This window comes from Streptomyces africanus, from assembly GCF_002150735.1.
GTDB classification, from domain to species: Bacteria; Actinomycetota; Actinomycetes; order Streptomycetales; family Streptomycetaceae; genus Streptomyces; species Streptomyces africanus.
The window spans coordinates 33715-47866 of the sequence record NZ_MUKA01000029.1 but is presented as its reverse complement, the minus strand read 5'-3'; the positions used below and the strand labels follow the sequence as shown (position 1 = coordinate 47866).

Here is a 14152-nt window from a genome sequence, read left to right as displayed (position 1 = left end):
GGCGCGCGGCGAGGCCGCCCGTCCCCCGCAGTCCGGCCAGCTCCCCGCTCCCGGACCCCCGCACCACCTCGAACGTGCAGTGCACCGTCCCGTCCTCGCCGAACCACCCCCGCTCCTCCACGGCGAAGCTCCCCTCCCGCCCGTCGAGCCGGCCCGTGATCAGTTCCATGCCGGTGAAGGAGCCGGTCTTCTGGGTGACGTAGACGATGGAGTACTCGCAGATCGTCCCGTCCGCCTCGATGCCGCCGCTGAAGGTGTTCCGGACGGAGGCGTGGGCGAGCCGGGGGTTCGCGTCCTCCCCCGGGCCGATCACTCGCTCCTGCCAGTCGGCGAAGGTGAAGTGTCCGGTGGTGGTGCGCGTGCCGGGCATGGGTGGGTCCTTTCGAAGATCGGCAGGCGGCCGTGCGGGCCGTCTGGGAGCACCACTCTGGTCCCCGTACCTGACATCTCCTGTCAGGTACCGGCGCGTACGCCGGACAATGGCTCCCATGCGTGCCGACCGGCTCCTCTCCCTGCTCCTGCTGCTCCAGAACCGCGGGCGGATGACCGCGCCCGAGCTCGCCGCCGAGCTGGAGGTGTCGGTGCGCACGGTCTACCGGGACGTCGAGGCGCTGGGCGCGGCGGGTGTGCCGGTGTGCGCGGACCGGGGGCCGGAGGGCGGCTACCGGCTGATGGACGGCTACCGGACCCGGCTGACCGGTCTGACCGACGCCGAGGCCGGGTCGTTGTTCCTCGCCGGGATGCCCGGTCCGGCACGGGATCTGGGGCTGGGGGCGGTGCTGGCCAGTGCCCAGCTGAAGGTGCAGGCCGCGCTTCCGGCGGAGCTGGCCGGGCAGGCGCGGCGGGTGCAGGAACGGTTCCATCTGGACGCGCCGGCGTGGTTCCGGGAGGCCGATCCGGTGCCGTGTCTGGAACCGGTGGCCGCGGCCGTGTGGGAGCGGCGGGTGCTGCGCGTGCACTACCGGCGGTGGCGGGGCGAGGTGCGCCGGGAGGTGCGGCCGCTGGGCCTCGTCCTCAAGGGCGGCATCTGGTACCTGGTCGCCCTGGCGGAGGAGTCCGTACGGACGTACCGGGTGTCCCGCCTGCTGACCGTGGAGGAGACCGGGGAGCTCTTCGAGCGTCCGGCCGGCTTCGACCTGGCCGCCTACTGGGAGGAGTCGTCCCGGCGGCTGGAGGCCGCCCTGCAGCAGGGTGTCGCCCGGTTGCGCCTCTCACCTCGGGGGCAGCGGCTGCTGCCGATGCAGTTCGGGGCGGCGGGTGCACGGGCCCTGCGGAGCGCGGGTGCGCCGGACGCGGACGGCTGGGTGGAGGTGGAACTGCCCGTGGAGACAGAGGCCGTGGCCGTCGGGGATCTGCTCCGGCTGGGTCCGGAGGCGGAGGTCCTCGGGCCGCCCGGGCTGCGGCAGGCCGTGGCGCGGGCGGTGGCGGCGCTGGCGGACCGGTACCGGCAGCCGTGACGGACCGGTACCGGCGGCCGTGAGGCGTCTTCGAAAATTTCCACGAAGTTCACAGGGCCGGAGGTACTGACAGACCACGTGAACGCCAGGTACCGTCCTGAGCCAGTTCACACGTGTGGACTACACCACAACGGAACACCCGTCGTGGCACCGCCTTCCTACTCGGATCGTCCGGCACGTTCCTGCCGGTAGAAGGGGTTCACTCACCATGGCCACTGTCTCGTTCGACAAGGCGACCCGGGTCTACCCGGGTTCCACCAAGCCCGCTGTTGACGCGCTCGACATCGACATCGAGGACGGCGAGTTCCTCGTCCTCGTCGGCCCGTCCGGCTGCGGCAAGTCCACCTCGCTCCGCATGCTCGCGGGGCTCGAGGACGTCAACGCCGGCGCCATCCGCATCGGCGACCGCGACGTCACCCACCTGCCGCCGAAGGACCGGGACATCGCCATGGTGTTCCAGAACTACGCGCTCTACCCGCACATGACCGTCGCCGACAACATGGGCTTCGCGCTCAAGATCGCCGGCGTCAACAAGGCGGAGATCCGGCAGAAGGTCGAGGAGGCCGCGAAGATCCTCGACCTCACCGAGTACCTGGACCGCAAGCCGAAGGCGCTCTCCGGTGGTCAGCGCCAGCGTGTCGCCATGGGCCGCGCCATCGTGCGTGAGCCGCAGGTGTTCCTCATGGACGAGCCGCTGTCCAACCTGGACGCCAAGCTCCGTGTGTCCACGCGTACGCAGATCGCCTCGCTCCAGCGCCGCCTGGGCATCACCACCGTCTACGTCACCCACGACCAGGTCGAGGCCATGACGATGGGCGACCGCGTGGCGGTCCTCAAGGACGGTCTGCTCCAGCAGATCGACACCCCGCGCAACATGTACGACAAGCCCGCCAACCTCTTCGTGGCCGGCTTCATCGGCTCCCCGGCGATGAACCTGGTCGAGGTGCCGATCACCGACGGCGGCGTGAAGTTCGGCAAGTCGGTCGTGCCGGTGCAGCGCGACGCGATCGCCGCCGCCACCGACAAGACCGTCACGGTCGGTGTCCGCCCCGAGCACTTCGACGTGGCCGGCCCGGACGTCGAGCAGGGCCTCGCGGTCACCGTGAACGTCGTCGAGGAACTCGGCGCCGACGCCTACGTCTACGGCACCGCGAAGGTCGGCGACGAGTCCAAGGACCTCGTGGTCCGTGTCAGCGGCCGTGACGTCCCGGAGAAGGGCAGCCAGCTGCACATCGTGCCCCGCTCCGGCGAGACCCACGTGTTCTCGACCTCCACGGGCGAGCGCCTGTCCGACTGACCCACCAAACACACAACCCGGGTGAATCACCCAGGTTGACGAAGAGGGCCCCGCAGCGTGCTGCGGGGCCCTTCTCGTTGTCGACAAATACCCCGGCACACCGGACGTTTCGAGCGGTGTGCGTCAACGCCTTACCCAAAAATGAGCACTCTCTCATCCCCCGAACCGGTGACTAAATGTCTACAAACCATTACCCCGCGCTACCCTCACACGCGTGAAGCACTCCACTAACCAACAGACGCGACGCGGCCGGGGCCCCGCCCGCCGGATCGGCCGCTCCCTCGCTTTCGTCCTGCCCGTCGTCCTGGTGCTCTCCGGGACCCTCGCGGTCACCCGAGTCAACTGGTCGGGGAGCACCTCCGACCCGGTGCTCACCGCCGCGGACACCAGCACGTCCGCCGGCACCCCGCGGGCGGTCAAGCGCGCCCCGCAGGACGTCCTGCGCGACAAACTGCTCACCGAACTCCAGGAGGAGAACCCCGGCGTCGCCCTCACCCATCTCCAGCAGGCCGTCAACGGCCGCCCGTCGCTGGCGAAGCACTGCACGTCCATCGCCCGCGCCCTCGGACAGGCCGCCGTCCGGGTCTACGGCCCGACGCGCGCTCAGTCCTACGCCCGCCCGGTCTGCGACACCGCCTTCGCCACGGGCGTCGCGGCCGCGCACACCTGAGCACCCCGCCCTGCCGCCGGACGAGAGGTGAGAAGCCGGCAGCGGCTGACGCGAGAATTTTTGTCCGCCGCGGCCCCGGGCGGGACGCCACGTACAGTTCGGTCTCATGAGCGATCCGAGCGCCGCGTCCCGCCCCGTTCAAGCCGTCGTTCTGGCCGGTGGCCAGGGCTCCCGGCTACGCCCGTACACCGACGACCGGCCCAAGCCGATGGTCGAGATCCCCGGGACGGGGACACCGATCATCGGCCATCAGCTGTCCTGGCTCGCGGAGGAGGGCGTGACGGACGTGGTGGTCTCCTGCGGCCACCTCGCCGAGGTGCTCCAGAAGTGGCTGGAGAGGGCCGATCTGCCCGTCTCCGTCACCACGGTCGTGGAGTCGGAGCCCCTCGGCCGCGGCGGCGGCCTCAAGTACGCCGCCGCGCATCTGCCCCACCCGGACCAGCCCTGGTACGCCACGAACGGCGACATCTGGACCCGGTTCTCGCTGCGTGACATGGCGGACTTCCACACCGAGCGGGACGCCGTCGCGACGCTGGCCCTGGCCCGGCCGCGGCTGCCGTGGGGTGCGGTGAAGACGGACGGCTTCGGCCGCATCACGGACTTCATCGAGGCCCCGCCGTCGACCTTCGAGATCAACGCGGGTGTGTACGTCTTCTCCCCCGGGTTCGCGGGGCTGCTGCCGGACCGCGGGGATCACGAGCGCACGACGTTTCCCCGGCTGGCCCGCGAGCGGAAGCTGGCCGGGTTCACGATCCCTCAGGGGTCGTACTGGCGTGCCATCGACACGGCCAAGGACCTGACGGAGGCCGCGAAGGAACTGGCGGCGTCGGGGCGCTGAGAGCTCGCCTTCCACAGGAAGGGGCCCCACACCCGAGGTGTGGGGCCCCTTCCTGTTTGTGCCGGCCGGCCGGCTACCCCAGCAAGCCGCCCACCAGGCCCGGCCGGCCCGTGGAAGAGGAGTCATCGTCGCCCGAGCCGCCGCTCGAGCCCGAGCCGCCGCTCGAGCCCGTGCCGCCGGAGGTGGGGCCGGACGTGGTGCTCGGGGCCTGGCCGGCCGGGGAGGACTGCTGGGGCGGGGCCTGGCCCGCGCTGCCCTGGGTCTGGCTGGGCGAGCCGCCGGTGACCGTGCCGGCGTCCCGGGTGGCGCCCGGCCTGGCCGTGGTGCCCGCGCTGGGGCTGGCCGAACCGGCCGTGGCGCCCTGGGTGGGTGAGGTGGAGGCCGACGGGGTCCGCTTGTCCTGCCGCTTGCCAGGGGCGTCCGGGAGCGGGGCACCGGGCAGTTCGTTGCGCGGGGCCTCGCCGGGTCCGGGGACGACGACCCGGTCGGAGTCGCGGACGGCGCCGCCGAGCAGCGAGCCGACGAGCAGCGTGAGACCGGTGGCGACGGCGGTGACGAGGGCGCCGCGGCGCAGCACGTAGCGGCGCAGGTCCCAGATGTCGGCGCGGGGTCCGAGGCGGCGCCAGGCACTGCCGGCCAGGCGGCCGTCGACGGAGTAGACGGGGGCGCCGGCGATGATCAGCGGGGACCAGGCGGCGAGGTAGATGATGTCAGGGGTCTCGTAGACGGGGACGCTCTTCCAGCTGACGGTGACCAGCAGCGCGGCCGAGAGCAGGGCGCCGAAGCAGGCGGCGACGCGCTGCCAGCAGCCGAGGACCGTCAGGACGCCGACGATGACCTGGGCGAAGGCGATGGCCAGTCCGGACCCGACCGGGTGCTCGAAGGCGAACTGCCGCAGCGGCTCGGCGACTTCCCAGGGGTGCAGCGTGTTCAGCCACTTCACCATGGTGCCGCGCTTGCCGCCGTCGAAGTAGACGGGGTCGCACAGCTTGCCCATGCCGGCGTAGACGGAGATGAAGCCGAGGAAGACGCGCAGCGGGAGCAGGACGACGCCGAGGTTCATCCGGCGGCCCGGGTAGTAGGCGTGCCGGGCCGGGTCGTCGCTGTGGCGTTTGACGGGCCGCCCGGTGCCGTCCGCCTCGTCGGCGGCGTCCTCGAACTCCCCTTCCGCGTAGGCCGGGTCGTCGTAGAACGGTGCGTCGTAGGCCGGTTCGTCGTAGGCGCTGCCGACCGTGCGCATGGGCGGCAGCAGCCGGGTGCCGTCGGCGGGCGCGTGGGTGCGCTGCGGGCCGACGACGGGGGTCTCGACGGTCTGGGTGAGCTCGTCCTGGTAGCCGTCGCCCTCGTAGCCGGTGCCGTAGCCGCCGTCCTGGTACCCGGCGCCGTATCCCGGGGCCTGCGGGGCGGTGCCCACGCGGGAGATGACCTGGGTGGCCCCGGCGTCCGTGGCGGACTCGTCGGGGTGGCGGATGCTCTCGTGCCGGACGGCCTGGAGGAGCCGGTGGGCGCCGGTGTCGTCGGGCGCGGACTTGCCGCTCCAGACGACGGGCCGGCGGCGTGTGACGGCCCCGTCCGCCGCGCCCCTGGGGGTGACGACGGGGATGCGGGCGGTGTCCTCGCCGGCGCTCAGATGCCGTGCGACCCGGGGGGACTGGACGCGACGCGTCGAGACGCCCAACTGCACGCGGAAACTCGCGTGATTGACGATGACCTGCGCCGGGTCGCTCGGCACCTTCACCATGCTCAGCGCGGGAGCGTCGTCGAGTCCCGACGAGCGTTCCCCCGTGGGTGTGCGGGGTGTTCTCGTGTCCACACTCATCTAACCGAGTGACGTCGGGATAGGACACTGCTTTGACTCGCCGGATCTGTCCGGACCCCGTCAAGCTTGTCCTTGTCGCCCCGACGTCACCGGAATTACACCGTACGGGTGAAGTGGCGGACGCCTGTTCAGCCGCGCCGGCGGGCCGCCTCGTACAGCACGATCCCTGCCGCCACACCGGCGTTGAGCGACTCGGCGCCGCCCGGCATCGGGATCCGCACGCGGAAGTCGCAGGTCTCCCCGACCAGCCGGGACAGGCCCTTGCCCTCGCTGCCGACGACGATGGCGACGGGCCCGCCGAGGGCCTGAAGGTCACCGAGTTCGACCTCGCCGTCGGCGGCGAGTCCGACGACCACGATGCCGGCCTTCTTGTACGCCTCCAGCGCGCGCGTCAGGTTGGTGGCGCGGGCGACGGGCGTACGGGCGGCCGCACCGGCGGACGTCTTCCAGGCACCGGCCGTCATCCCGGCGGCCCGCCGCTCGGGTACGACGACGCCGTGCCCGCGGAAGGCGGAGACGGAGCGGACGACCGCGCCGAGGTTGCGCGGGTCGGTCACCCCGTCGAGCGCGACGATCAGCGGGTCCTCACCCGCGTCGGCGGCGGCGTCGACGAGGTCCTCGGGGTGCGCGTACTCGTACGGCGGGACCTGGAGCACCAGGCCCTGGTGGTTGAGCCCGTTCGTCATCCGGTCGAGCTCGGGGCGGGGGGCCTCCATGAGGTTGATCCCACCGCGCTCGGCGGCGAGCTGGAGGGCCTCACGGACGCGCTCGTCGTTGTCGATGAACTGCTGGACGTACAGCGTCGACGCCGGCACGCCGTCGCGCAGCGCCTCGAAGACCGGGTTGCGGCCGACGACCAGCTCGGACGTGGACTTGCCGCCGCGGCCCCGGGCCGCGGGACGGCGCGCCGTCTGCCGCGCCTTGGCGCCGGCGACACGGTTCTTCTTGTGTCCCTTGCGCATCTCGGCGGGCGGAGTGGGGCCCTTGCCCTCCAAGCCCTTGCGTCGCTGGCCGCCACTGCCGACCTGCGCGCCCTTCTTGCCGGACATGCGGCGGTTGTTGGCTGCCATGACCTACCTGTCTGTGGGGTGCGGTACGTACGTACGTCTGAAGTGTGCCGCCCGGAGGCCCGGACGGCACAATCGATCTTCCGGATCGCGGTCGGGTCAGCGCGGTCCGAGGCTCCAGCGGGGCCCCTGCGGGCTGTCCTCGATGACCAGGCCGGACTGGCCGAGCTGGTCGCGGATGGCGTCCGCGGTGGGCCAGTCCTTGCGGGCCCGGGCGGCCTCGCGCTGGTCGAGGACCATGCGGACGAGCGTGTCGACCACGCCGTGCAGGTCGGCGCCGCGGTCGCTCTCCCCCGCCCAGAGGGCGTCGAGCGGGTCGAGTCCGAGGACGCCGAGCATGGCGCGGACCTCGGCGAGCCGGGCCACCGCCGCTTCCTTGTCGTCGGCGGACAGCGCGCTGTTGCCCTGCCGGACCGTGGTGTGCACCACGGCGAGCGCCTGCGGCACGCCGAGGTCGTCGTCCATCGCCTCGGCGAAGGCCAGCGGCACCTCGGCGGCCGGCTCGACGGCACCGGCCTTCTCCACCACGCGCTGCACGAAGCCCTCGATCCGCGCGAACGCCGACTCGGCCTCGCGCAGCGCCTCCTCGCTGTACTCGATCGTCGAGCGGTAGTGCGGGGTGCCGAGGTAGTAGCGCAGCACGATGGGCCGCCAGCGCTTGACCATCTCGCTGACCAGGACCGAGTTGCCGAGCGACTTGGACATCTTCTCGCCGCTCATGGTGACCCAGGCGTTGTGCACCCAGTACTGGGCGAAGTCGTCGCCGGAGGCCTTGGCCTGGGCGATCTCGTTCTCGTGGTGCGGGAAGACCAGGTCGAGGCCGCCGCCGTGGATGTCGAAGGCGGTGCCGAGGTACTTGTGCGCCATCGCCGAGCACTCCAGGTGCCAGCCCGGGCGGCCGCGGCCCCACGGCGTCTCCCAGCTGGGCTCCCCCGGCTTCGCCGCCTTCCACATGGCGAAGTCCCGCGGATCGCGCTTGCCGGTGATGCCCTCCTCGGCGGGCTGGCGCATCTCGTCGAGGTCCTGCCGGGACAGCTCCAGGTAGGAAGGCCAGGAGCGGACGTCGAAGTAGACGCTGCCGTCGGCCTCGTAGGCGTGCCCTCGGTCGATGAGGTCACGCATCATCTCGACCATCTCGGTGATGTGGCCGGTGGCGCGGGGCTCGTAGGTGGGCGGCAGGCAACCCAGCACGGTGTAGCCGTCGTTGAAGGCGCGCTCGTTCTCGTAGCCGATGGCCCACCACGGGCGGTTCTGCTCGTCCGCCTTGGAGATGATCTTGTCGTCGATGTCGGTCACGTTCCGCACGAACGTGACGTCGTAGCCGCGGTACTCGAACCAGCGGCGCATGATGTCGAAGTTCAGACCCGACCGGATGTGCCCGATGTGGGGTGCGGCCTGCACGGTGGCACCGCACAGGTAGATCGAGACACAACCCGGCTTGAGCGGGGAGAAGTCACGGATCTGCCGGGCGCTGGTGTCGTACAGGCGAATAGTCACGGGACCAGGGTAGTAGGCCATCGGGGGTGTGTGGGGCAGAGCCGTTCACCCGGCGCGTACGACCAGCGCCGTCGCCACCGCCATCAGGCCCTCGTCACGTCCGGGGAAGCCCAGTCCGTCCGTGGTCGCGCCCGATACGGAAACCGGTGCTCCGGCCGCCTCCGACAGCAGCTTCTGGGCTTCGTCCCTGCGCTTGCCGATCTTCGGCCTCGGGCCCACGACCTGTACGGCGATGTTGCCGATGCGGAAGCCGGCCGCGCGGACGATCCGGGCCGCCTCCGTCAGGAGCGTGATGCCGGACGCGCCCGACCACTCGGGGCGGCCCGTGCCGAAGTGCTGTCCCAGGTCGCCGAGGCCGGCCGCCGAGAACAGCGCGTTGCACGCGGCGTGCGCGACGACGTCCGCGTCGGAGTGGCCGGCCAGTCCCGGACCCTCGCCCTCCCACTTCAGGCCGGCGCACCACAGCTCGCGGCCCTCCTCGAAGGCGTGGATGTCGGTACCGATGCCGACCTGGGGCAGCGGCATCGCGGGCGTCTCGTCCCTCGCGGCGGTCTCGTCAGAAGCCATCGTTGAGCCTCCTGCGGGCCAGGACCGCCTCCGCGAGCACCAGGTCCAGGGGCCGGGTGACCTTGAACGCCTCCTCGTGGCCGGGCACCGCCACGACCGTGAGACCGAGCTGCTCGACCATGCCGGCGTCGTCGGTGACGTCCCCGGTGACCGTCTCGTGCGCCCGTACCAGCGTCGTCCGGTCGAAGCCCTGCGGCGTCTGCACCGCCCGCAGCCGCGCGCGCTCCGGCGTGGCGACGACCGGCTCCGGCTCGCCGGGCGCCCCGGCGGGCTCGACCTGCTTGACGGTGTCGGCGAGCGGCAGCGCCGGGACCACGGCCGGGGCGCCCTCGCGTACGGCCTCGATCACGGCGTCGACCGTGTCCACCGGCACCAGCGGCCGGGCCGCGTCGTGCACCAGCACGATGTCGTGGCCGGGGGGCAGCGCGTCCAGGCCGAGCTTCACGGACTCCTGGCGGCTCTGCCCGCCGGGTACGACGAGGAAGTCGGTCCGCTCGGGCAGCGCGTGCGCGTCGAGCAGCGACTTGACCTCGGCGGCACCGTCGGGCGGGGCCACGACGACGACCAGCGAGACGGCGCGGGAGGCGGCCATCGCGCGGACCGCGTGGATGAGCATGGGGGTGCCGCCCAGCGCGCGGAGCGCCTTGGGGGCGCCCGGGCCGAGCCGTACACCACGGCCGGCGGCCGGGATCACGGCCGCCGTACGGCCTGCCGAAGGGGCGGCCGACGGCGAGGGACGCGAATCGTCAGACATCGGTTCCTGTCAGGTTTGTGTGTTGCCCTGGCGTGGGTATGGCCTGGAGGAGTGCCGGGCGCGACGCGCTCGACCGGACCCTTCCGTGACGCTGGTCGAGCCGGCTGCCCGGGCCCGGCACGCCAAGCACCGGATCGTGAGTGATAACACATCCGGCGATGACGGCGCATTCGGCGTGCGAATGCGAACATGCCGCAGCGCCCGGCGACTGGAGAATCGTCATCGGGCACCGCGGCATTTCGATGTGCAGGATTGATCAGCAGAGTGCTGAGCGACAGGCTTCGCCTCAGGAGGCGAGAACCTCGTCGAGCAGGGCCTCGGCCTTGTCCTCGTTGGTGTTCTCCGCGAGGGCGAGCTCGCTCACCAGAATCTGGCGGGCCTTGGCGAGCATGCGCTTCTCGCCGGCGGAGAGTCCGCGCTCGCGCTCACGACGCCACAGGTCACGCACCACTTCCGCGACCTTGATGACATCGCCCGAAGCGAGCTTCTCCAGGTTTGCCTTGTAACGACGGGACCAGTTCGTGGGCTCCTCGGCGTACGGCGCGCGCAGCACCTCGAAGACCCGGTCCAGCCCATCCTGACCGACCACATCACGCACGCCGACGAACTCCGCATTGTCCGCTGGCACACGCACTGTCAGGTCACCCTGGGCGACCTTCAGCACCAAGTAGGTCTTGTCCACGCCTTTGATCTGGCGAGTTTCGATAGCCTCGATCAGCGCGGCCCCGTGATGGGGATAGACCACGGTGTCGCCAACCTTGAACGTCATGTGACAGGTACCCCTTCCGTGGCTATCCAGGGTAACACGGAAACTGCGGGTTCTGAATGGCGTTTTCGCAGGTCAGGGCATATCTCGGGGCTTGACAAGTCCAACAGGAACGTGCTTCGGACAGGGGATGGAAGAAGGTATTCGCAGGTCGGAGCGGCTCTCCAGGCCGAGCGAAACGCGTACGTTACACACATCCGGACCCCCCTCCAACCGGCCGAACATCCCCATATGTCCGGTTCCGTATGATCGACTTCCGCTACTCCGTTCGGAGGCCCGAGCCGGGTTCCGGTCGAATCCGGAATTGATCACCGGGCGTCCGGGCGAGCCGCCGGTGATCAATTCCGAGGGGGGTCCGCGCATTCCTTCACGGAAAATCTGCGCTGCCGCCCGAGGCTCTTATGTGAATGCCGGACGAGCACCCGCCAATGTGACCTGGGTGTCACTTGTGACTCAGGTGGGACCGCAGGTGCCGGGGGGTCGGGTGCGGCCGGGCGGGAACGGCTCGGTAACCTGAGGCCTGCTGACAGACACTTAGGGCGGCTTTATCGGCCGCTCCGCTCGAGTCAAGGAGTTGCCGCCGCCGTGAGCAGCAGCCTTCGACGCGGCGTCCTCGCCGCGGCCGCCATCGCGTTCTCCGTCTCCTCGCTCGCCGCGTGCGGCGCCGGCAGCGACGCTCAGACCCTCGAGATCAAGCCGGACAACGCGGCGACGAGCGTCGGCAACATCAAGGTCCAGAACGCGATCGTGATCACGCAGCCCGACCTCGAGTCGACCGGCCCGGCCGCGATCTCCGCCACCTTCTTCAACTCCGGCAGCACCGCCGAGACGCTGGAGTCCATCACCCTGCCCGGCACCGGCAAGAAGGCCGAGCTCAAGCCCGCCAAGGGCGGCAGCCTGAGCATCCCGGCGCACGGCTCGCTGGTCCTGGGCGGCAAGGACAACGCCATCGCCGTGCTGCCGAGCAGCCGCGAGGCCGTCCAGGACGGCAACGCCCAGAAGGTCACCTTCACCTTCAGCAAGACCGGTGACGTCAGCCTGCGCGCGTTCGTCGTCCCCGCCGAGCACTACTTCAAGGAGTGGGGCCCGACCGAGGTGCCGGCCGCGCCGGGCGCCTCCGCGTCCCCGTCCGGTTCGCCGTCGGGGAGCCCCTCCGGTTCGCCGGCCGGCACCGAGAGCCCCGCCGCGGGCGAGACGCCGGGCGGCCACGAGTCGCCGGCCACGCCGACCGACGCGGCCTCGGCGAGCGCCGGGCACTGAGCAGCCGTAGCGACACGAACGGCAGGGGCGGGACCTCCGGGAGGTCCCGCCCCTGTCGTGTGTGCCGCCGTCAGTCGGCTTACGGCTCGAACTTGTAGCCCAGGCCGCGGACCGTCACCAGGTAGCGCGGGGCTCCCGGGTCCGGCTCGATCTTGGCGCGCAGGCGCTTGACGTGGACGTCGAGGGTCTTGGTGTCACCGACGTAGTCGGCGCCCCAGACACGGTCGATGAGCTGCATGCGCGTGAGCACGCGGCCGGCGTTGCGCAGCAGCATCTCCAGCAGGTCGAACTCCTTCAGCGGGAGGTCGATCTTGGTGCCGCCGACGGTGACCACGTGCCGGTCGACGTCCATCCGGACCGGGCCGGCCTCCAGCGCGGCCGGGGTGACCTCCTCCGGCTCGCCTCTGCGGCGCAGCACGGCGCGGATGCGGGCGACCAGTTCGCGCGAGGAGAAGGGCTTGGTGACGTAGTCGTCGGCTCCTATCTCCAGGCCGACGACCTTGTCGATCTCGCTGTCCTTGGCGGTCACCATGATGACGGGGACGTTGGAGCGGCCGCGCAGCTGGCGGCAGACCTCGGTGCCCGGCAGGCCGGGCAGCATCAGGTCGAGGAGGACGAGGTCGGCGCCGTTGCGCTCGAACTCGTCGAGTCCGTCGGGCCCGGTGGTCGCGACGGCGACCTCGAAGCCCTCCTTGCGGAGCATGTACGACAGGGCGTCGGAGAAGGACTCCTCGTCCTCGACGACGAGCACTCGGGTCACGGAAGGACCTCCGGGGCAGGAAGCGTTTCGTACGCGGTTGATTCGGGGGATGTGGGGGTGGACCGCCCGGCCTCGTCGTCGAGGCCCGCGCCTCCTGCGCGTATCTGTCGGGCGGGCTGCTGATGTGCGCGGTCGCGGGCCGCACCGGCCTCCGGCAGCCGCAGGGTGAAGGTGGAGCCCTGGCCTTCGGCGCTCCACACCGTGACCTCCCCGCCGTGCGAGGCGGCCACGTGCTTCACGATCGCCAGCCCCAGTCCCGTACCGCCGGTGGCACGGGAGCGGGCCGGGTCGACGCGGTAGAAGCGCTCGAAGATGCGCTCCTTGTCCTTGTCGGAGATGCCGATGCCCTGGTCGGTGACGGCGATCTCGATGTGCTCCCCGCCGGGCGCGTTCACCCTGCGGGCCGCTATGCCGACGCGGGTGCGGGCGGGCGAGTAGTTGACCGCGTTCTCGACGAGGTTGCCGAGGGCGGCGGCGAGCTGGCCGCGGTTGCCCCACACATGCAGGTCGGCGGTGCCGCCCGCGGCCATGGTGATCTGTTTCGCGCCGGCCTGGTGCCGGCAGCGGTCGATGGCCTCGGCGACGAGCTCGTCGACGCGGACCGGCTCGGCGTCCTCCAGCGGGTCGTCGTTCTGCACCCGGGAGAGGTCGATGAGCTCCTGGACCAGGCTGGTGAGCCGGGTGGCCTCGATCTGCATGCGCCCGGCGAACCGCTCGACGGCCTCGGGATCGTCGGAGGCGTCCATCACGGCCTCGGACAGCAGGGACAGGGCGCCGACGGGCGTCTTCAGCTCGTGGCTCACGTTGGCTACGAAGTCGCGCCGCACCGCCTCGATCCGGCGGGCCTCGGTGAGGTCCTCCACGAGCAGCAGCACCAGCCGGGAGCCGAGCGGCGCGACCCGCGCGGAGACGGCCAGGGCCTCCCCGCGTCCGGTGCCGCGCCGTGGCAGGTCCAGTTCGACCTGGCGTATCTCGCCGTCGCGCCGGGTGTCGCGGGCCATCTGCAGCATCGGCTCGACGGCGAGCTTGCCGCCGCGGACCAGGCCGAGGGCGTACGCCGCCGAGCTGGCCTTGACCACCGCGTCCGCCTCGTCGAGCACGACGGCGGAGGACCTGAGGACCGACAGGACGGTGTCCACGCCCGGCGGGAGCACCGCGTCCGTGTGGAGGGAGCTGCGGGTGGGGCGCTTCTGTTCACGCTCACTCCAGCGGAACGCCAGCATGGCGATGACGCCGGTGAGCACCCCGGCGATCGCTGCCACTGCGGCGACCGCCGCGTTCACGTCCATGCACCCAGGTTAGGCATGGGTCGGGCACGGGCCACAGCCGTCGGACTGCGAGCTCGAACACTCGTCGCCCAGAGTTCACCTTGGAGCCAGTATTGGTTCATTTGGGATGAC

The 14152-nt window shown here is 71.3% G+C and carries 14 protein-coding genes; 5 read left to right on the top strand and 9 right to left on the bottom strand.

The genetic code is table 11. The features are described from left to right. Positions 1–370: DUF3224 domain-containing protein (locus tag CCL05_RS05030; RefSeq protein WP_086559266.1), on the bottom strand; the 370-nt coding region annotated here is incomplete at its 3' end. A 118-nt stretch (positions 371–488) separates the two neighbouring features. Between CCL05_RS05030 and CCL05_RS05025 the strand changes: the two genes are divergently transcribed. From CCL05_RS05025 to CCL05_RS05010, 4 genes are all read left to right on the top strand, one after another. Further along, on the top strand, positions 489–1457 hold the full coding sequence (locus CCL05_RS05025) for a helix-turn-helix transcriptional regulator (protein ID WP_208641361.1): 969 nt from the start codon (positions 489–491) through the stop codon (positions 1455–1457). Between the two features lie 208 nt (positions 1458–1665). Beyond that, positions 1666–2754, top strand: a complete 1089-nt coding sequence (locus CCL05_RS05020) for an ABC transporter ATP-binding protein (RefSeq protein WP_086559264.1) — start codon at positions 1666–1668, stop codon at positions 2752–2754. A 214-nt stretch (positions 2755–2968) separates the two neighbouring features. Beyond that, the gene (locus CCL05_RS05015; protein ID WP_086559263.1) at positions 2969–3424 is read left to right on the top strand and encodes a hypothetical protein; all 456 of its coding nucleotides are present in this window, start codon (positions 2969–2971) and stop codon (positions 3422–3424) included. A gap of 106 nt (positions 3425–3530) precedes the next feature. Next, complete coding sequence (locus tag CCL05_RS05010; RefSeq protein WP_086559262.1) at positions 3531–4262, top strand: nucleotidyltransferase family protein; 732 nt, start codon at positions 3531–3533, stop codon at positions 4260–4262. A 73-nt stretch (positions 4263–4335) separates the two neighbouring features. Here the strand turns inward: CCL05_RS05010 and CCL05_RS05005 are convergent, their stop codons facing one another. The 6 genes from CCL05_RS05005 to CCL05_RS04980 all read right to left on the bottom strand — a co-directional run bounded on the left by CCL05_RS05005 (position 4336) and on the right by CCL05_RS04980 (position 10735). Continuing rightward, positions 4336–6081 (bottom strand): DoxX family protein, encoded by a 1746-nt coding sequence (locus tag CCL05_RS05005; RefSeq protein ID WP_167409512.1) that lies wholly within the window; start codon positions 6079–6081, stop codon positions 4336–4338. 128 nt (positions 6082–6209) lie between these two features. Next, positions 6210–7151 (bottom strand): 23S rRNA (guanosine(2251)-2'-O)-methyltransferase RlmB, encoded by a 942-nt coding sequence (rlmB, locus tag CCL05_RS05000; RefSeq protein WP_086559260.1) that lies wholly within the window; start codon positions 7149–7151, stop codon positions 6210–6212. A 96-nt stretch (positions 7152–7247) separates the two neighbouring features. After that, complete coding sequence (gene cysS, locus CCL05_RS04995; protein WP_086559272.1) at positions 7248–8645, bottom strand: cysteine--tRNA ligase; 1398 nt, start codon at positions 8643–8645, stop codon at positions 7248–7250. Positions 8646–8690: 45 nt separating this feature from the next. Next, positions 8691–9212: a 2-C-methyl-D-erythritol 2,4-cyclodiphosphate synthase gene (gene ispF / locus CCL05_RS04990; protein WP_244204162.1), complete on the bottom strand. Its 522-nt coding sequence runs from the start codon at positions 9210–9212 to the stop codon at positions 8691–8693. Continuing rightward, on the bottom strand, positions 9202–9966 hold the full coding sequence (gene ispD, locus CCL05_RS04985) for a 2-C-methyl-D-erythritol 4-phosphate cytidylyltransferase (protein WP_086559259.1): 765 nt from the start codon (positions 9964–9966) through the stop codon (positions 9202–9204). The genes ispF and ispD overlap by 11 nt, the downstream gene beginning before the upstream one ends. 286 nt (positions 9967–10252) lie before the next feature. After that, positions 10253–10735, bottom strand: coding sequence for a CarD family transcriptional regulator (locus CCL05_RS04980; protein WP_003953493.1), 483 nt, complete (start codon positions 10733–10735; stop codon positions 10253–10255). A gap of 582 nt (positions 10736–11317) precedes the next feature. Between CCL05_RS04980 and CCL05_RS04970 the strand changes: the two genes are divergently transcribed. Beyond that, positions 11318–11992: a copper chaperone PCu(A)C domain-containing protein gene (locus CCL05_RS04970; protein ID WP_086559257.1), complete on the top strand. Its 675-nt coding sequence runs from the start codon at positions 11318–11320 to the stop codon at positions 11990–11992. A 79-nt stretch (positions 11993–12071) separates the two neighbouring features. Here CCL05_RS04970 and phoP read toward each other — a convergent pair whose 3' ends face one another. Both phoP and phoR read right to left on the bottom strand, forming a co-directional pair. Continuing rightward, positions 12072–12752 carry a two-component system response regulator PhoP gene (gene phoP, locus CCL05_RS04965; RefSeq protein ID WP_030243122.1) on the bottom strand — a complete coding sequence of 227 codons (681 nt, stop codon included), beginning with the start codon at positions 12750–12752 and terminating at the stop codon, positions 12072–12074. Continuing rightward, positions 12749–14041 (bottom strand): two-component system sensor histidine kinase PhoR, encoded by a 1293-nt coding sequence (gene phoR / locus CCL05_RS04960; protein WP_086559256.1) that lies wholly within the window; start codon positions 14039–14041, stop codon positions 12749–12751. The genes phoP and phoR overlap by 4 nt, the downstream gene beginning before the upstream one ends. Between the last annotated feature and the right edge of the window lie 111 nt (positions 14042–14152).

Excerpts from the sequence above, each read along its gene's own strand:
- CCL05_RS05025 (WP_208641361.1), top strand. The coding sequence starts at position 489 with ATGCGTGCCGACCGGCTCCTCTCCCTGCTCCTGCTGCTCCAGAACCGC.
- CCL05_RS05020 (WP_086559264.1), top strand. The coding sequence starts at position 1,666 with ATGGCCACTGTCTCGTTCGACAAGGCGACCCGGGTCTACCCGGGTTCC.
- CCL05_RS05010 (WP_086559262.1), top strand. The coding sequence starts at position 3,531 with ATGAGCGATCCGAGCGCCGCGTCCCGCCCCGTTCAAGCCGTCGTTCTG.
- CCL05_RS05005 (WP_167409512.1), bottom strand. The coding sequence starts at position 6,081 with ATGAGTGTGGACACGAGAACACCCCGCACACCCACGGGGGAACGCTCG.
- rlmB (WP_086559260.1), bottom strand. The coding sequence starts at position 7,151 with ATGGCAGCCAACAACCGCCGCATGTCCGGCAAGAAGGGCGCGCAGGTC.
- ispF (WP_244204162.1), bottom strand. The coding sequence starts at position 9,212 with ATGGCTTCTGACGAGACCGCCGCGAGGGACGAGACGCCCGCGATGCCG.
- ispD (WP_086559259.1), bottom strand. The coding sequence starts at position 9,966 with ATGTCTGACGATTCGCGTCCCTCGCCGTCGGCCGCCCCTTCGGCAGGC.
- CCL05_RS04980 (WP_003953493.1), bottom strand. The coding sequence starts at position 10,735 with ATGACGTTCAAGGTTGGCGACACCGTGGTCTATCCCCATCACGGGGCC.
- phoR (WP_086559256.1), bottom strand. The coding sequence starts at position 14,041 with ATGGACGTGAACGCGGCGGTCGCCGCAGTGGCAGCGATCGCCGGGGTG.